Source organism: Mycolicibacterium neoaurum ATCC 25795, from assembly GCF_000691525.1.
In the GTDB taxonomy this organism is placed as follows: Bacteria; Actinomycetota; Actinomycetes; order Mycobacteriales; family Mycobacteriaceae; genus Mycobacterium; species Mycobacterium neoaurum.
Genome location: NZ_JMDW01000022.1, coordinates 81,107 through 98,018, shown reverse-complemented (window position 1 = coordinate 98,018; position 16,912 = coordinate 81,107). Strand labels below are relative to the sequence as shown.

The window sequence follows — 16,912 nt, the reverse complement described above, 5'->3', positions numbered from 1 at the left end:
GTCTGCAATGCGAGAGCCGAGCCTGCGAGGCAATCGCATGAGTGCGTTGCACGAACCCGCAGCGTTCCGGTCCGCATTACGGGATTGGCTGTCCGACAGCGACCTGACCCCACCCGACGATCATTCGCTGGAAGGCGACATCCGCCAGTTTGCGCGGGTCCAGAAGGCGTTGTACGAGGCCGGCTGGAGCCGCTATGGCTGGCCCGAGGCGGCCGGCGGACTCGGGGGCCCGGCAATCCTGCGCGCCATCGTCGGCGAAGAGGTGGTCGGCAGACGTCTGGCCGAGCCCGGACCGTACTCGATGATCGAGGTGTTGGCGCCGACGATGATCGACTACGCATCCCCCGAGTTGGCCGCCGAGATGGTGCCCAAGCTGCTGTCCGGTGAGGAGCGGTGGTGTCAGGGGTTCTCGGAGCCGGGTTCCGGCAGCGATCTGGCGTCGTTGACGACGAAAGCAACCCAGGATGGTGACCGTTGGGTGATCAACGGTCAGAAGGTATGGACCAGCTTCGCGCAGTTCTCCCATCGATGCATCCTGCTCACCCGTACCGGTGAGGGCCACCAGGGGATCACGGCGTTCTTCGTCGACCTCGACACCCCGGGCATCAGCGTGCGCCCGCTGCACACCATGCACGGGGTCGACGAATTCTGTGAGGTCTACTTCGACGATGTCACGATCGGGACCGATCGCATCCTCGGGAAGCCCGGTGACGGCTGGCAATTGGCGATGGACCTGCTGCCCTATGAGCGCTCCACCTGCTTCTGGCAGCGCATCGCCTATCTCTACTCGCGATTCGACGCACTGATCGAGGACGTCAAACGGCAGGGTTCGGGCGTCGACACCGACCTCGGCGAGGCGTACCTGGCGCTGCACACACTGCGGTGCCGGTCACGGGCCACCCAACTGCGGTTGGCCGAAGGACACAAACTCGGTGCGGATACCTCCATCGACAAGGTCTTGCTGGCGACCGCCGAACAGCGGCTCTATGACACGGTGCGCGATCTGCAGCCGGGTCTGATCGAACTGGACGACAACGAGTGGCGGTCCGAGTTCTTGTATTCGCGGGCGGCCACCATCTACGGCGGAACGGCCGAGGTGCAACGCAACATCATCGCTCGCCGCCTGCTGGACCTCGGGAAGGAATAGACGTGGACACCCGCGAAGTCGAACTGCTCGAAGACACGCTGCGCAAGACGATGCTCGCCAAGTCGGGCGCCGAGCTGGATGCGGCGTTGGCGGAGCTGGGCTGGGCCGAGATGCTCACCGATAGTCCCGACCTCGCCGTGCCGCTGGTCTTTCGACTACTGGGCGAAACCGGTTCACACGCCTCGGTTCTGGTCGACGTGGTGCTCAACGCCACGGGAAACAGGATCGGTGACACCGTCGAGTTGCCACTGCCCTACGCCAACAACACCTGGGTGGTGTGGGACCGAAGCACCGACCCGCGGCCGTCGGCAACACTCGGCGGGCTGCCGATCTTCCCCGAGGAAGAGGGATACCCGATCCGGATCGCCGAGGCCCGCGTCGCGGTGAGCTGGTGGCTGATCGGTGCGGCGCGGGCGATGCTCAACCTGGCTCGTACACATGCCCTGGACCGGGTGCAGTTCGGCAAGCCGATCGCGTCCTTCCAGGCGGTCCGGCACCGACTGGCCGAGACGCTTGCGGCCATCGAGGGCGCCGAGGCGATACTGACGTTGCCCGCAGTGGACAACCCAGACCTCACCGCACTGCTGGCCAAAGCGGCCGCCGGGAAGGCAGCGCTGACCGCGACCAGGCACTGTCAGCAGGTTCTCGGCGGGATCGGATTCACCGAGGAACATGATCTGCACCACCATGTGGAGCGCGCCCTCGTTCTGGACGGACTGTTGGGGACCTCCCGCGAACTCACCCGCAAGGCCGGAGCCGGTTTGCGGGCGCGCGGCTCGGCGCCGCGACTCGCTCAGCTGTAGGCAAAACACACCAGCTTTCACCAGGTACCGGAGCTTTCTCGGGGAGCCGAGCCCACCCTCGGCCGGAAACGCGTGTTTCCCGGTAGCCCTTCTGAAACTGCGAACTTGAGAATAGTATTCTCTCTATGAGGAAGCTTGAGTCTCCGACACGCACGTCGAGAGGGGGTGGAGCGCGGCAATGCCTGGGTATTCTCCGGTACAGTCCATTCATGTTCTCCCCAGAGGCGAGGCGTCGGTGACCAGCGCAAGCGAGGAACCCGCCTGGAAGCAGCGCGCCGTCGAGCGGTCCATCAAGACCGCCAAACTCCGCGCCGCTCAACGTGTCCAGCGTTTCCTCGACGCTGCCCAGTCGATCATCATCGAAAAGGGCAGCACCGATTTCACGGTGCAGGAGGTCGTCGACCGCTCGCGCCAGTCGCTACGCAGCTTCTATCTCCAGTTCGACGGCAAGCATGAGTTGCTGCTCGCGCTGTTCGAGGACGCCCTCAGTCGGTCGGCAGACCAGATTCGCGCGGCGACGGCCGGTCATACCGACCCGACCGAACGGCTCAAGGTCGCCATCGAGCTGTTGTTCGAGTCCTCGCGCCCCGACCCGACAGCCAAACGTCCGTTGTTCACCGACTTCGCGCCCCGACTGCTGGTGTCACATCCTTCCGAGGTGAAGGTGGCCCACGCGCCACTGCTGGTGCTGCTGACGGAGTTGATGGAAGAAGCGGCTGCCGCCGGCCGACTGCGTCCGTCGGTCAATCCCCGGCGGATGGCGGCGATGACGATGCAGACCGTCATGTTCGTCGCCCAGTCCAGCGGCAGCGACGATGCCACCAACAAGCCGATCACCGCGGCCGAAGTCTGGGATTTCGTGGCGCACGGCTTCGCCACCGAGGACTGACTCGCGCTTCTGAAGCGCGGTTCTCGTCGTGCCGCTACGAGAATCTTGTTCTCTTTATGAGAGAGCAAAAATGTTCACATATGAATCTGTCATTGACACCGCATCCTGCCGATGACAGAGTGCTGAGCAAGTGCCAAGCAGGCCACGAAATCAGCGCAGAATCGAGGAACCATGGCAGGGCGGGTAGAAGGCAAGGTCGCATTCATCACCGGCGCAGCACGCGGACAGGGCCGTAGCCACGCCGTCCGGCTCGCCGAAGAGGGCGCCGATATCATCGCCATCGACATCGCCGGCCCGATCCGGCCCGGCGTCGACACCGCCATCCCCGCCTCGACCCCCGACGATCTGGCCGAGACCGCGAATCTGGTCAAGGGACTCAACCGCCGCATCGTCACCGCAGAAGTCGACGTCCGCGATGCAGCCGCGGTGAAGGCCGCCGTCGACAGCGGCGTCGAACAACTCGGCCGCCTCGACATCGTGGTTGCCAACGCCGGCATCGGCAACGGTGGCGACGTGCTACACGAGACCAGCGAACTCGACTGGGACGAGATGATCGACATCAACCTCTCGGGTGTCTGGAAGTCCGTGAAAGCCGCTGTGCCGCATATCATCGCCGGCGGACGCGGCGGGTCGATCATTCTCACCAGCTCGGTCGGCGGGCTCAAGGCCTACCCGCACTGCGGCAACTATGTGGCCGCCAAGCACGGCGTGGTCGGCCTGATGCGAGGCTTCGCCGTCGAACTGGGCCAGCACAACATTCGCGCCAACTCGGTGCACCCGACCCACGTCAGCACCCAGATGCTGCACAACGAGGGCACGTTCAAGATGTTCCGGCCCGACCTGGAGAATCCGGGACCCGACGACATGGCGCCGATCTGCCAGCTGTTCCACACCCTGCCGGTGCCCTGGGTGGACGCGGTGGACATCAGCAATGCCGTGCTGTTCCTGGCATCCGACGAGGCCCGCTACGTCACCGGCGTCACACTGCCGGTGGACGCCGGTAGCTGCCTGAAGTAGCCGATGTCCGACACCGTCCTGGTCACCGGGGCGTTCGGACTGGTCGGGTCGGCGACTGTCAGGGCATTGGCCGCCGAGGGCCGTGCCGTGGTCGCCACCGACCTCGGCACCGAGACCAATCGGGCCAAGGCGCAAGACCTTCCGAGCGGCGCCCGCGCGCAGTGGGCGGACTTGACCGCACCTGCCGAGGTGCAGCGGCTGATCGACGAGATCGCTCCGGAGGCGATCGTTCATCTCGCCGCGGTGATTCCGCCGCCGATCTACCGCAACCGGGCGCTGGCCCGTCGGGTCAACGTCGATGCCACCAGAACCCTGGTCGACATCGCCTCGGCCGCCGCCGAGCCTCCACGGTTCGTGCAGGCGTCCAGCAACGCCGTGTACGGATCCCGCAATCCCCACCGCAATCCGGACCCGGTGCGCGCGGACACTCCCCCGCGGCCCACCGAACTGTACGGGCAGCACAAGTTGGAATCCGAAGCGTACGTGCGGGCCTCGTCGTTGCCGTGGGTCGTGCTGCGCCTCGGCGGGGTGATGAGCACCGATCTGTCCGCGCTTCCGTTCACCATGGACGCGCTGTACTTCGAGAGTGCGCTGCCCACCGACAATCGCATCCACATGGTCGATGTCCGGGATGTGGCGAGTGCGTTCGCCGCGGCCACGGTCGCCGACGCGGTCGGTGAGATCTTGCTGATCGCCGGTGACGAAACCCACCGCATGCGCCAAGGGGATGTCGGTGCGGCATTGGCGGCGGCGCGCGGGATGCCCGGGGTACTGCCTGCGGGCAGACCGGGTGATCCGGCCAGTGATGACGACTGGTTCATCACCGACTGGATGGACACCACCAGAGCCCAGGAACTGTTGAAGTTCCAACACCATTCCTGGCCCGACATGCTCGACGAGATCCGGGTACAGACCGGCTGGAAGCGGTACCCATCGCGACTGATCGCCCCATTGGCGCGGGCCTTTGTGAGACGGCAAGGCGCCTACCGTGGCGCGCCGGGCCGGTATGCCGATCCGTGGGGGGCGCTGAGCGCCAGGCTCGGTGACACCAGCGTCGACTCCCCGCCCTAGTGACCACCCTGGTGATGGGTGCCAGCGTGTTTCTCGGATCCCACGTCACCCGTCAACTGACCCGGCGCGGTGATGATGTCCGGGTGTTGCTGCGCCGCACCAGCGACACCCGCGGCATCGACGACTTGGACGTACAGCGTTGCTATGGTATGCCTTTTCGACGATGACGGGTTGCGTGCCGCGACCGGGGCAGGACCCAGATGGACCTCGAAATTCGATTCGCCGCGCTGTCGGCGGCCGTAGTGCTGCCGGTACCGGTGCCGGTCTGCCTGTTCGGTGCCTATCAGGACGACACACCTGCACCGGCATCCTGGTGACCCAACGCATCGGTTACGGCAGCGGAAATGTCGAGCGGCACTACGAGAAATGCGTGACTACGCGATGCCCGATCAGCTCGGCCACTACCGCGCGCTGCTGACCGGGGTGGCCCGGTTGGCCGGCGCGCACCGGTCGGGTCGGTTGCCTGCCTCGGTGAATGACGAGTTCGCGTTCGATGCCGAGCGGGTGAGCGTCGGCAAACGTATCCGGTGCGACGATGCCGAACTGCTCGACCGTGTCTGGCGGGTAAGGGATTTCGGCGCGGCCCACCCGGGTCTGTTGCCCGATGTGACCGCATTCGCTGACCGCCCGCTCGACGATGTCGCACGGGTGGCGGCGGCCGAGGACGAGATACTGGCCTGGCTGCAGGACACCGGCGCCCACAACGCGCTGTGTCATTGGAATGCCAACGTGGACAACGCGTGGTTCTGGCGAGATTCCGACGGGGCGCTGCGCTGCGGGCTGATGGACTGGGGCTGCGTCAGCGTGATGAACGTGGCCATGGCGCTGTGGGGTGCGCTGTGCAGCGCGGAGACCGATCTGTGGCGTGAGCACCTGGTTGATCTGCTCGAACACTTCGCGATCGAATTCACCACTGTCGGTGGACCCGAGCTCGATACCGCGCTGCTGCGAACCCAGTTGGTGCTCTACGCCGTCGTGATGGGGTGGCCTGGCTCCTGGACACCCCTCGCATTGTGCGCGGCGATTCCGGATCTGGCCGACGTGGTCGATCGGCGCGATCCACGGATCAGCGGCACCGAGGCGGTGCGGGCGCCGTTGCTGATGCTGTCGAATGTGCTGCACCTGTGGGGAACCAAGGATGTCGGGGTGTTGTTGGGACGCGTGCCCAGGTAAGACCGGAGCGGGCGCCGGGGTTGACGGGTTCGCCCGGCGCATACCGAGCCGTGTCGCGGCCACCCGGACAACGCGCACACAGTGGACCCACGAAAAGGCACACCGAATCTGCGCATCAAGCGCATCCCAGCCTCGACTCGGCCGGTCCCGAGTTCTTCGAGAAAGTGCTTGCGCGGCCGCCACTTCCGGCGTAGACTCGAACACAAGTTCGAAGCAAAGTGGCTCCCACTCTCCAGGTGAGCCCGTGTCGGCGGCACCACGCCGCCGAGAAGGTTCGACCGACCCTGACGAGGGTCCGATCGGGCCGTAGTGCCCTTGTGGGGGCGAGTGTGTGTTGGCCTTGTCCGAAAGGTTGGGTCCCGTGATGGACGCCAGCGATGTGAGTTGTTTTGTTGATGCGCTGATCGATGATCTGGCTCCGGCCGAGGTCCCGGCCGATGCTGCGCATCGCACGTTGTTTCATATGTTGGAGTGTCCGCGGCCGGTTGTTGATGACGAGGCGCTGTTGGCGGTGTTGGCTGCGGCGGTCACGGCGGGCAATCTGCTGGCGTTCGTTGTCGCGTCGGCGGTCGCGGCTGCTGAACGCGCGGGGGTGCCGGCGCGGCGGCATGTGAAGACGGGCACCGATCTGCTGTCCCTGCTGGGCATGGCGCCAGGGGCGGCGGTGCGCGCGGTACGGGTGGGCCGGGCGGCGCACCTGTTACCGGCGTTGACCACCGCGCAACGGCTGGGTGGGGTCGGGATCGAGTTCGCCGACGCCGTCGGCAAAGGCGTCACCCACATCAATGCCAGAACCGAGCTCTCCGAGCAGGATCGGGCGAGCGTAGTCACCAAGCTGATGACCCAGACCACCCCGGCCGAAGTCGCCAAAAAAGCCCGGGCGATCGGCATCGACCGCACCGCAGATCTACCCCAGGACGAGCGGGCGGTACCCGTCGCCGAGGACACCGACCTCAACACCATGACGCTGGTTTTGGGCGAGGAGGGCCGCTACGAGGCCACCCTCAACCTCGACGTCGGAACCGGCGAAGAGCTGTGCGCTTCGCTGGACCCGCTCTGCCGGCCGGTCCCGCTGCCAGACGGGTCACCGGACCCCCGGCCGATCGAGAAACGTCGGGGGGATGCAATCGGGCAGATCCTGCGCACCTATCTGTCGCATTCGACACGGCCGATGTCCGGCGGGGTGCTGCCGCACGTCACGTTGATCCGGCCCGACTCGGCGGTGGGAATGCGCGCGGACGGGTCGGTCGACCGGCGTGGTGTGAGCGGGGACGAGGCCGTCGACCGGCTCGGCTTCGGCGGACCCGTCAGCGCGGCGACCGCGGACCTGATTGCCTGCGATTCCAACCTGACCAATGTGATCGTCGATTACTCCGGGGTGCCGCTCGATGTCGGCCGCGCCGAGCGGTTGTTCACCCCAACAATCCGCAAAGCGCTGGGCGTGCGCGACGGCGGGTGCGCGCACCCAGGCTGCGGTCGGCCGGTGTCCTGGTGCGATGCCCACCACATCCAACCCTGGAGCCACGGCGGGACAACGAGTCTGGACAACGGTGTGCTGCTGTGTCGGCTGCACCACAGCCTGATCCACCACGGTGGTTGGCAGGTCTACCTCGGCCGTGACCGACACCCCTGGTTCATCCCACCGCAGAAGCCAGGTGAGCCCGAACCCCAGCATCTGCGATCGCACAACCGACGCACCATGACCGACCTACCGGCCGCCGCGTAACAAAAGCCTCGAAGCACCTTGAAAACTGAACAGTGAGAGCCGATCCGGCTAACGTGCCACCTTGCGGCTGCCGGGCTCGGTGCCGATCACGCCGAGATCTTCGAGTACCGCGATTTCCTCGGGTGTGAGGCCCAGCTGAGCCAGCAGTTCCTGATTGTGCTCGCCGAGCGTGGGCGCCGCTGCGCGGTGGAACTCGGCGGGTCCTCGTGACAGCGCGATCGGCAGCGTGCTGTGCGGAGCCGCCGAATTCACCGGGTGTCCGACGTACTCGAAGAAGCGGCGGTGTTGCAGCTGCGGCAACTCGGTTTGCCGGTGGGGCTGCATCACTTTCGCGACCGGCACCCCCGCCGTCCAGAGGGTCTCGACGATATCGTCACCGCTGCGGGTCGCACACCAGTCCGCGAGGTGTTCGTCGATCAGATCGTGCTGTGCCACCCGACCGGCGTGGGTGGTCAATGCCTCGGCGGCGGTCCATTCCGGTGCACCCAGGGCCTCCCGCAGCGCCTTCCAGTGCGCATCGGTGGCCACCGCGACCGCCACCCAACTGTCGGCGCGGCCGAACTCGTCGATATCGGCGCATCGGTAGATGTTCTGCGGCGCGGCAGCCGGCCCCCGGTTGCCGTCACGCTGCAACAGCGCACCGTAGGCGGAGAATTCGATCACCTGCTCGGCGGCGATGTTCAGAGCGGCATCGGCCATCGCGGATTCGACGAGTACGGCCTGGCCGGTTCGACGGTGGTGTTCGAGTGCCAGCAGCAGCGCGTTGAGCGCATGGATGCCGGCATTGGGATCACCGACCGAATAGGGCTCGAACGGGGTGCGGTCCGGAAACCCGGTGAGCCAGCTCAGGCCGGTGGCGTCCTCGATGATGTAAGCGAACGCCGGGTTGTCCCGCCACGGACCGTCCAGCCCGAAGCCCGGCATGCGCAACATGATGATGCCGTCACGCATCTGACGCACCGACTCGAAGTCCAGTCCGATCTGATCGATGACCCGCGGCGTGAAGTTCTCCACGACGACATCGCAGGTAGCGATCAAACGCCGCAGCACATCCCGGCCCTGGTCAGTCTGGAAGTCCAGCGTCAGCCCCAGCTTGTTGGTGTTGAGCGCCGAGAAGATGGGTGACCGCTCCCACCACAGTTCCTGGCTGGCCGGGATGCCCGCAATCAACCGGGTGCCGTCGGGACGTGCGGTCGATTCGAGATGGATCACCTCGGCGCCGAGCATGCCCAGGATGTGGGTGCACGACGGGCCGGCCCAGAAGGTGGTCATGTCCAGCACACGCAAACCGCTGAACGGCAACCGGTCCCGATCGGGCGGGTCCGCCGGTGCTCGACGCGGGGCCGGTGCCTTCGCGGTGACCTCGGCGGTATGCGCGCCGAGCGCGGGGGCGGCACTTGGCGGACGCAGGGACACCCCGCCGATGCGGTACGGATGGGCGGGCTGGACGAAGCCGTGCGGGTTGGGCACGAACGCGCCGCGCTCGACGAAATGGTCTACCCCGGTGACATTTTCACCATTGCCCACCGGTGAATTCGGAATGCGGAACGCCGAGGCGAGGTCGCGGACATCGTCGACGTTCTGGTCACGCAGCCAGGCGTAGAGCTCCTCGGCGTGGAGGTTTGCCTGCTCGGTGATGGTCAGCATGGTGTCTTCGTCGATCCAGTCGTCGTGCCCGGACATGGCGCACAGGTCGTGCCACTGCTGGGCGGTACCGCAGCCGAGGCCCACCAGTCCGTCGGCGGCTTCGGCCACGCCCGGCACCGTCGGGCGACGCTCGCTGCGCCAGGGTCGGCCGAGCGTCTCGTAGTAGGTCACGGGATAGTACGTCAGGCAGAGGATCTGAGCTTCCAATGCCGAGAGATCTATCAGTTCGCCGTGCCCGTCGCGCAGGGCGCGCATCCGGAAGGCCTGCGTCATGGCCGCGGCATAGGCTCCGGTCACCCACTCCCCCACCTGACCTCCGACATGCACCGGTGCCCGGTCCTGACTGCCGCGACCGATACCAATTGCGCCGCCCGACCACGCCTGCAGGGTGAACTCGGTGGCCGCCCGGTCGTGCCACGGTCCGTCCAGACCGAACGGTGAGATTGCAGTGACGACCAGATGTGGATACCGGCGGTGCAGATCCTGCGGTGACACGTCGGACTCCGGTGACCACACCACCGCGTCTGCCGAGCCGAACAAGCGATCCAGCAGGGCAGGGTCGGCGATCACACTGCGTTTCCCGCCGGCCAGGAATTGGAAGAGTGCGCCGTCCTCGTCAGCGGCGATCTGCGCCCCCGATGCCGACCAGCGGCGCAGCGGATCGCCCTGCTGCCCCTCGACCTTGATGACGTCGGCGCCACCATCGGAGAGTAGCTTGGTGCAGTAGTTGCCCGCGATACCGGTGGACAGGTCGACGACGGTGTATCCGGAAAGTGGAGCGGTCATGGCCTATTCGGGTTTCGCCCGGTTCTTCTTGGACAACCGGAAGTCCGGTGGGAACTTGTTGTCGTTGTCGTTGACGGCCGCCGACAGACCGGAGTCGATCGACTCGAACATGTCCAGATCATCGTCGCTGTCGTTGGCCACGCCGTTGCCCATCGACTCGAAGAACGCGCTCAGCAGGCTGCCCATGTACTCACCCTGCTGCTGTTTGAAGATCTCGAAAAACATCTTCTGCTGGAACACGGTGTCCACCGGCCTGTTCCGGGCGCATGCCAACGCGTACTTCTGCGTCTCGCCCTCCAGTTGGTCCCGGGCGACGACCTTGTTGAGGAAGTTGCAGTCATACATCTCGGCCGCGGTGAAGGGCCGCCCGGTGAAGACCATCTCCTGGAACTTGCGCAACCCCATCATCTGTACCCAGGTCCACATCCGCGGCCCCCAGCCGTGATAGCGGAACGACGGATGACCGAACAGCGCGTCGTCACTGGAGATCACCAGGTCGGCGTCGGCGCACTGATAGAAATGCCAGCCGTAGCAGTAACCCTTGGCCTCGACGATGCTAATCTTCTTGAAGTCCTGCAGGGCGCGGTTACCGGCCTGGGAGTTGGCATACCACGAACTGATCGTCGCGCCGTTGCGGAAGGTGCCCTTGGGCGGGTAGGTCACCTCGCCGACACCGTCATCCTCCAGTCGCAGCTCGGCCAGCCGGGCCGCGGGATTGTCGTTGCCCTCCATGAACTCCGGCAGATCCGCACCGCTGCCCAGGTTGTCCCCGACACCGCGGATGATGACCACCTTGACGTCGTTGTCGGCGTTGGCGGCGCGCAGGACGTCGGCATAGCGCAGCCGCGCCATCGACGTAGGGGCGTTGAGGAACTCGGGCCGGTTGAACGTGATGGTCGCGATCTTGGTCCGGCGTTCCTTCTCGTAGAGGATGATCTCCTCCGGTGTGGGTCGTTCAGACATGCACAGCCTCACTGGTCGACGGCGTCTGGGTCAGCACCGTGGGCCCATCCGCGCCGATCACCACGGCATCGCGGGTGAACACCGCGCCGACACCGGCCTCCCAGACATACCCGGTCACCGCCAGCACATTGCCCTCGGCCAGCACGTCGCGGTCGGCGGTGGCGCGCAGCGAAGGTGACACCACCGGCGGATCGAATCCGAGGCCGAGGCCGTGCGCCACCGGCATCGCCGGCAGCGGCTCACCGGCGTGGGCGTAGGCGTCGAGCAGCGCGCTGGCCGGGTTGCCGGGTCGACAGGCATCGATCAGCCTGTCCCACAGCTCGTCTCGGCGCCGGTACAACGAACGGACTGCATCGTTCGGTTCGCCCACGGGAAAGGTGCGCGCCACCTCCGCGACGTACCCGTCGGCCAGCACCCCGGCCGAGAGAGCCACCAGGTCGCCCGCGCGAACGGTGCCGTCGAGGCGGTCGCGCCGCCACGGGTGGTCCTTGGAGGTCACCCACGCGGCGTCCTGGGTGGCGGGGGTGCTGACCCCGCCGGCCGCCTCGGCCTCCAGGATCACTCCGGCGAGGTGCTGTTCGCCTGCGCCGGGCGTCAGCTCGGCGGCCCCCTTGGCCAGTGCCTCCTCTGCGACGACCAGTGCCCGGCGTAGCGCGGTGATCTCCTCGGACGTCTTGACCCGCCGGGCGGCCCGCATGGCAGGTTCGGCATCGACGAGTTCGGCTTGAGGGAACACCATCGGCAGCAGTTTGGCGAACATCGGTGTCAGCGCGTCGGTTCCGACCCGTCGTGCGGTGTCGGCGCCCTTCATCTTCTGCATGATCCCGACCAGGGTCATCGGGTTCCAGGCGAACCCGTAGAGATTCTCGTGCGGTATCTCTTCGGGGATGCCCTCGTCCCAGGTGCTGTTCAGGTGGATCTCACCGGTGGCTCGGACATAGGAGCAGATGGGCCCGAACGGCCGGGTGCCCACCACCCACAGTTGCGGTGCCCCGGAGATGTAGCGCACGTTGGCCTGCCGCCCCAGCACCAAGATGTCCAGGTCGTGGGCGTCCATCTGCGCGATGGCGCGCTCGCGACGGCTGACCCGCAGTGCCCGGCCGTCGGCCTCGATCTCAGTTCCCACCGGACACCTCGTAGGGGTCGTACGGATAAGCGGTGAGCGGCATCCAGCCGTCCTCGGTGACCACCACGATCTCCTCGCCGCGGTAACCGCCGGTGCCGTCCTCCCAGACGACCGGCTCGAACACCAGCAGCATGCCTGCCGGGAAGACGAAATTGTCATCCCAGGCCTGCCCGAGATCCGTTCCGATCATCGGCATCTCGGCAGCACTGGTCCCGATCCCGTGGCCCAGATAGAAGTGCGGCAACCACGGCTTCTGCCCGCCGGCGGCGGCGGTCGCCGCGCGTCCGAGATCGCCACAGCTGGCACCGGCCTTGGTCACCGACAGAACGGCGTCGACGATGGTGCGCCACTTGTCGAACTGCGCCTGCTGGGCGGGGGTCGGATCCTGCCCGACGATCCAGGTGCGGCCGTGATCGGAGCAGTACCCGCGGTAGGCGATGGAGACGTCTGTCCACAACACATCGCCCTCGGTGACCTCACGCTCGGTGGTCAGCAGTGGAAGGGCGAGATCGCCGGTGGTGGTCCAGGTGCCTGCCGCCTTGGACGCGGGCATGACCTGCCAGATGGAGTCGAACATATTGGTGGTCGCGCCGAGTTCGAATGTGCGCCGGACGAATTCGGCCGACAGGTCGATCTGACGTACACCGGGTGCGAGCGATCTGTGGATTTCCCCGATGGCCTGCTCGGTGATCTGGCAGGCCCGCCGGATACAGGAGATCTGATCGATGGTCTTGACAAGTTTGGCCGCGCCGATCACCGGTGCGGCGTCGACCGGTTCGGTGGGGAACAGGGCGCTGCCGGCCCGGCGCATCGCACCGGTCAATTCGTCGACGGCGATGGTGGCATCGGCCGGGAGCAGGCGGCGCAGGATCCGCGCGAAATCCTCGACGCCCTCCTCGAACTCCAGATACATCGGCCCGTTGAGGTGATCGTCGGGCAGGCCGGACTCACTCGCAGACCCCGCGCGGAACGGGAGGAACAGATGCGGATGTTCGTCGCCGGCCAGCACGACCGCGACCGGTCGCTCGATATGGGACAACCCGGCATCGGCCAGCGGCCAGCTGATCCCGGTCGCGTACATGACGTTGCTGTTGCCCAGCAGCACCAGGACATCGACGCCCTGGTCGGCCATCGCCGCCTGCAACCGCGCCGACACCTCGCGGCGCATCCGGTCCAGGTCGGGTTCGTCCGGGATGTCCAACCGGCTGTATCCGGTCCGGGCGATCTGGGTGACCCCAGAATGCGTCGCCGCCGTCATGACTGCAGGCCGAGGAACTTCTGGATGTTCGTCGACACGATCTTGGCGGCGTTCTCCGGGCCGACAGCATCCACGACGGTGGCCAGCGACTTCTCCGAGTACCCGAAGGTGGACTCGTTGTGCGGATAGTCGCTGGACCACATCACGTTGTCCACGCCGATATCGTCGATCAGCCGCAGCCCCAGCGGGTCGACCATGAACGAGGCGCTCATGTGTTTGTCCCAATAGTGGCGGATATCTTGCTGCAGTTCGTGATTGAACATATGTCGATAGGAGGCCAGCATGTGCTCGCCGTCCTGCAGCGCGGTCGGCACCCAGGCGATACCACCCTCGAACCAGCCGATCTTGAGCTTCGGGTGGCGGTCCAGGATGCCGGAGAACAGATACTTGGCGAATTGTTCGCGGAACGAATCGACGTTGACCATCATGCCGACGACGACGCTGTTGTTCTCGCATGGCGTCTTGGGTGGGGTCTCCCCGATGTGATGGCTGACCGGTAGACCGGCGTCCTCGATCTCGTCCCACACCGCGTCCAGCGCGGCGCCGCCGTAGTCGTAGATGTTGCCCTCGTCGTCCTTTCCGGGATTGAGCGGCAGCAGGAAGGTCTTGAGTCCGAGGGCCTTCAGCTCTCGGAGGGTGGCCCTGGTTCCAGCGGGATCCCACCAATTGATCAGGCCTACGCCGTAGAAACGCCCGTTGGAACGCTCCTGCAGGTCGGCGATGTGCTCGTTGTAGATGCGGAAAACGCGCTCGCGCAGCGACTTGTCCGGATAGTGGAACAACGCCAGCACGGCGTTGGGGAACGCCAGCTCCTTGTCGATACCGTCCTCTTTGAGCTCGCGGATGCGTGCCTCGATGTTGTTGGACGCGGCACCGGCCAGATCGTCGTACTGCATGAGCACACGGCCGAAGTCACCACCGGTCCAGGCCTTGCCCTTCATCCCGACCATGTAGGCGCCGTCCTCGTACCAGATCCGCGGGGCGGCGCCCTTGAGCTCCTCGGGGAACCGGTCGTAGAAGATGTCATCGGCCACCGAAATGTGGTTGTCGGCGGAGAAGATCTCGGTGCCCGCGGGCAGTCCGGCCGGGCCGTCAGGGGACGCGTGGCCGCGGCGGTCCTTCGGGGCGCCGAATCCTTGTGGCGGATAAAGCGTGGATGTGGTCATTTCCGTCTCCGATTGGGCTGTTGGGCGGGAGTTCGGTTGGCTTACCAGGTCACCGGGAGTTCGTAGACGCCGTAGGCGAGACGGTCGTGTTTGAACGGCACCTGGTCGAACGGGATGGCCAGCCGCATCGTCGGGATGCGACGCAACAGGGTGTGGAAGACGATCTGCAGTTCGGCGCGCGCCAACTGCTGGCCGACGCACTGGTGCCGGCCGTATCCGAAGCCGAGCTGCTGGCTTGCGTTGCGGGACAGGTCGAGCTTGTCCGGCTCCGGGTAGGCCTTGGCATCCCAGTTGGCCGGGGCCAGGTCGATGATCACGCCGTGGCCGGCCTTGATGGTCTCACCGCCGATGTCGATGTCCTCGATGGCAACCCGGCGCTGGCCGTTCTGGATGATCGACAGGTAACGCATCAACTCCTCGACGGCGTTGGCGATGACCTTGGGATCGTCGGCGTTGCGTAGGAAGTCGGCCTGCTCAGGGTTCTCCAACAGGGCCAGGACGCCGATGCCGATCACGTTGGCGGTGGTCTCGTGCCCGGCGATCAGCAGACCGGTGCCCAATTGGGCTGCCTCCTTGACGCTGATCTCACCGGCGTTGACCCGCTCGGCCAGATCCGACACCGCATCCTCGGCCGGATCGGCCTGTTTCTTCTCGATGAGGTCGACCAGATACTGGTGCAGGCTCATCGCGCCCTTCTGCATGGCGTCGGCGGCCGCGTAGCGGGCCAGCCCGGCATTGGCATGCTCCTGAAAGAATTCGTGATCCTCGTAAGGGACACCGAGCATTTCGCTGATCACCACGGTGGGCACCGGCAGGGCCAGCTTGTCGACGATATCGGCGGGCTGCGGACCGGCCAGGATCTCGTCGATGCACTCGTCGGTGATCTTCTGGATCACCGGACGCAGACCCTCGACCCGCCGGAAGGTGAAGGGTTTGGACAGCATCCGGCGGAACCGGGTGTGTTCCTCGGCGTCGGCGGTGAACACCGAGCGCGGACGCTTGTCCACCGTGGAGAGCATGTGCTCGTTCCAGTGCGGGAAGCCGTCGCGCCGGTCATCGACGCTGATCCGGGCGTCGGCGAACAGCGCCTTGGCCTCCTCGTGCCCGGTGATCAACCAGGGCGTGTCACCATTCCATATCTTCACCCGCCACAAACCCTTGTCGCTGTTGAGCATTCGGCGCGGCGGGGCGAACGGACATGCTGGCTCCCGTTCCATCGGGTACTCCGGCACTTCGGTCTCGGTCAGCATTTCAGACATGGATCCCTCAGTCCTGGATGTCGATGGCCAGGGCCGGGCAGGCCGCGGCAGCCGCACGCACGATGTCGTATTGCGCGGCGTCGGGTTCGGGCTCGAGCAGTTCCACAACGCCGTCCTCGTCACGCTGGTCGAACACGTCCATCGCGTTGAGGACGCACTGACCCGACGAGACACACTTGTCCTGGTCCACCGTGACTCTCATGCGGGCCCACCGGTCACCGGCGCCAACCACAGTCCGACGATCGCGTCGATCAGTCCGCCGCCGGCCGCACTCCAGGTCCGCACCACCGGCATCGAGCCGGTGTTCAGCGCCCTTTCACGGTCTGCACAACTGTGCATCAACAGGTTTCGTGCCATGATGTTGCGCTCGTAGCGGACTTCGGCGGGAAGTTCGGGCAGGCATCGGTTGATGCCCTCGATCACCTGAACCAGCGATGCCGAGCTGAGCGCATCACGAACCACAATCCCGTGGTAGGCAGGGTCGGCCATCGCCTGCGCCGCGAAGCGCGCGTACCACGTCGGGTTTCCCAGATCGGCCAGGTGGTCAGTGAGGGGACGGACCAGACATTCCACCCAGCCGCGCAGATCGGTGTGCTCGTCCGTGCGCGCCACCAAGCGTTCCCTGATCTGTTCGATCGGTTCGCGGTGGCGCTGCTCGATGGCGCGGACCAGATCGGTCTTGGTGCCGAAGTGATAGCCGACGGCGGCGTTGTTACCTTGCCCGGCCGCCTCACTGACCTGCCGATTGGACACCGCGAAGACGCCATGCTCGGCATACAGCCGTTCTGCAGCGGTAAGGATGGTCTCACGGGTACTGCTCGTCCGCTCGGTTCGCAGAGGTCGGGCCGCGGTCACCATTACAGTCAACGCCGAATCTGTAA

General features: G+C 65.9%; 15 protein-coding genes and 1 pseudogene. 8 read left to right on the top strand and 8 right to left on the bottom strand.

Annotated elements, in window-relative coordinates; translation table 11 throughout:
- Positions 1-37: 37 nt before the first annotated feature.
- From IC40_RS0124700 to IC40_RS0124665, 8 genes and pseudogenes are all read left to right on the top strand, one after another.
- Entirely contained in the window at positions 38-1,147 is a 1,110-nt protein-coding gene (locus IC40_RS0124700; protein ID WP_030137341.1) for an acyl-CoA dehydrogenase family protein, read from the top strand.
- Positions 1,148-1,197: 50 nt separating this feature from the next.
- The gene (locus tag IC40_RS0124695) at positions 1,198-1,950 is read left to right on the top strand and encodes an acyl-CoA dehydrogenase family protein (protein WP_191293584.1); all 753 of its coding nucleotides are present in this window, start codon (positions 1,198-1,200) and stop codon (positions 1,948-1,950) included.
- A gap of 235 nt (positions 1,951-2,185) precedes the next feature.
- Positions 2,186-2,839, top strand: a complete 654-nt coding sequence (locus tag IC40_RS0124690; RefSeq protein ID WP_030137339.1) for a TetR/AcrR family transcriptional regulator — start codon at positions 2,186-2,188, stop codon at positions 2,837-2,839.
- A gap of 171 nt (positions 2,840-3,010) precedes the next feature.
- Complete coding sequence (locus tag IC40_RS0124685) at positions 3,011-3,856, top strand: mycofactocin-coupled SDR family oxidoreductase (RefSeq protein ID WP_030137338.1); 846 nt, start codon at positions 3,011-3,013, stop codon at positions 3,854-3,856.
- Positions 3,857-3,859: 3 nt separating this feature from the next.
- Complete coding sequence (locus tag IC40_RS0124680; RefSeq protein ID WP_030137337.1) at positions 3,860-4,927, top strand: NAD-dependent epimerase/dehydratase family protein; 1,068 nt, start codon at positions 3,860-3,862, stop codon at positions 4,925-4,927.
- A gap of 14 nt (positions 4,928-4,941) precedes the next feature.
- Positions 4,942-5,110: pseudogene (locus tag IC40_RS28390) on the top strand (NAD-dependent epimerase/dehydratase family protein); the annotation flags it as partial.
- 183 nt (positions 5,111-5,293) lie between these two features.
- Positions 5,294-6,100, top strand: a complete 807-nt coding sequence (locus IC40_RS26690; RefSeq protein ID WP_051644434.1) for a hypothetical protein — start codon at positions 5,294-5,296, stop codon at positions 6,098-6,100.
- Positions 6,101-6,464: 364 nt separating this feature from the next.
- Positions 6,465-7,826: an HNH endonuclease signature motif containing protein gene (locus tag IC40_RS0124665; RefSeq protein ID WP_030137336.1), complete on the top strand. Its 1,362-nt coding sequence runs from the start codon at positions 6,465-6,467 to the stop codon at positions 7,824-7,826.
- Positions 7,827-7,874: 48 nt separating this feature from the next.
- On the opposite strand, the gene IC40_RS0124660 is transcribed toward IC40_RS0124665, so the two are convergent.
- From IC40_RS0124660 to IC40_RS0124625, 8 genes are read right to left on the bottom strand one after another with little or no spacing between them, the layout of a single operon-like run.
- Complete coding sequence (locus IC40_RS0124660; protein ID WP_030137335.1) at positions 7,875-10,259, bottom strand: CaiB/BaiF CoA transferase family protein; 2,385 nt, start codon at positions 10,257-10,259, stop codon at positions 7,875-7,877.
- Between the two features lie 3 nt (positions 10,260-10,262).
- Positions 10,263-11,222 (bottom strand): enoyl-CoA hydratase/isomerase family protein, encoded by a 960-nt coding sequence (locus tag IC40_RS0124655; protein ID WP_030137334.1) that lies wholly within the window; start codon positions 11,220-11,222, stop codon positions 10,263-10,265.
- The gene (locus IC40_RS0124650; protein WP_030137333.1) at positions 11,215-12,348 is read right to left on the bottom strand and encodes a M24 family metallopeptidase; all 1,134 of its coding nucleotides are present in this window, start codon (positions 12,346-12,348) and stop codon (positions 11,215-11,217) included. Before IC40_RS0124650 ends, IC40_RS0124655 begins: the two co-directional genes overlap by 8 nt.
- The gene (locus IC40_RS0124645) at positions 12,338-13,606 is read right to left on the bottom strand and encodes a M24 family metallopeptidase (protein ID WP_030137332.1); all 1,269 of its coding nucleotides are present in this window, start codon (positions 13,604-13,606) and stop codon (positions 12,338-12,340) included. The genes IC40_RS0124650 and IC40_RS0124645 overlap by 11 nt, the downstream gene beginning before the upstream one ends.
- Positions 13,603-14,772, bottom strand: coding sequence for an amidohydrolase family protein (locus IC40_RS0124640; RefSeq protein WP_030137331.1), 1,170 nt, complete (start codon positions 14,770-14,772; stop codon positions 13,603-13,605). Before IC40_RS0124640 ends, IC40_RS0124645 begins: the two co-directional genes overlap by 4 nt.
- Positions 14,773-14,813: 41 nt before the next feature.
- Positions 14,814-16,031 (bottom strand): cytochrome P450, encoded by a 1,218-nt coding sequence (locus tag IC40_RS0124635; protein WP_030137330.1) that lies wholly within the window; start codon positions 16,029-16,031, stop codon positions 14,814-14,816.
- Between the two features lie 7 nt (positions 16,032-16,038).
- Positions 16,039-16,233, bottom strand: coding sequence for a ferredoxin (locus tag IC40_RS0124630; protein ID WP_030137329.1), 195 nt, complete (start codon positions 16,231-16,233; stop codon positions 16,039-16,041).
- Complete coding sequence (locus tag IC40_RS0124625) at positions 16,230-16,889, bottom strand: TetR/AcrR family transcriptional regulator (RefSeq protein WP_030137328.1); 660 nt, start codon at positions 16,887-16,889, stop codon at positions 16,230-16,232. The genes IC40_RS0124630 and IC40_RS0124625 overlap by 4 nt, the downstream gene beginning before the upstream one ends.
- Positions 16,890-16,912: the final 23 nt, after the last annotated feature.

Bases quoted from the DNA above. Each gene is read 5' to 3' on its own strand.
- IC40_RS0124655 (WP_030137334.1), bottom strand. From the start codon at position 11,222: ATGTCTGAACGACCCACACCGGAGGAGATCATCCTCTACGAGAAGGAA.
- IC40_RS0124665 (WP_030137336.1), top strand. From the start codon at position 6,465: ATGGACGCCAGCGATGTGAGTTGTTTTGTTGATGCGCTGATCGATGAT.
- IC40_RS0124660 (WP_030137335.1), bottom strand. From the start codon at position 10,259: ATGACCGCTCCACTTTCCGGATACACCGTCGTCGACCTGTCCACCGGT.
- IC40_RS0124700 (WP_030137341.1), top strand. From the start codon at position 38: ATGAGTGCGTTGCACGAACCCGCAGCGTTCCGGTCCGCATTACGGGAT.
- IC40_RS0124630 (WP_030137329.1), bottom strand. From the start codon at position 16,233: ATGAGAGTCACGGTGGACCAGGACAAGTGTGTCTCGTCGGGTCAGTGC.
- IC40_RS0124635 (WP_030137330.1), bottom strand. From the start codon at position 16,031: ATGTCTGAAATGCTGACCGAGACCGAAGTGCCGGAGTACCCGATGGAA.
- IC40_RS0124680 (WP_030137337.1), top strand. From the start codon at position 3,860: ATGTCCGACACCGTCCTGGTCACCGGGGCGTTCGGACTGGTCGGGTCG.
- IC40_RS0124645 (WP_030137332.1), bottom strand. From the start codon at position 13,606: ATGACGGCGGCGACGCATTCTGGGGTCACCCAGATCGCCCGGACCGGA.
- IC40_RS0124685 (WP_030137338.1), top strand. From the start codon at position 3,011: ATGGCAGGGCGGGTAGAAGGCAAGGTCGCATTCATCACCGGCGCAGCA.
- IC40_RS26690 (WP_051644434.1), top strand. From the start codon at position 5,294: ATGCGTGACTACGCGATGCCCGATCAGCTCGGCCACTACCGCGCGCTG.
- IC40_RS0124640 (WP_030137331.1), bottom strand. From the start codon at position 14,772: ATGACCACATCCACGCTTTATCCGCCACAAGGATTCGGCGCCCCGAAG.
- IC40_RS0124695 (WP_191293584.1), top strand. From the start codon at position 1,198: ATGCTCGCCAAGTCGGGCGCCGAGCTGGATGCGGCGTTGGCGGAGCTG.
- IC40_RS0124625 (WP_030137328.1), bottom strand. From the start codon at position 16,889: ATGGTGACCGCGGCCCGACCTCTGCGAACCGAGCGGACGAGCAGTACC.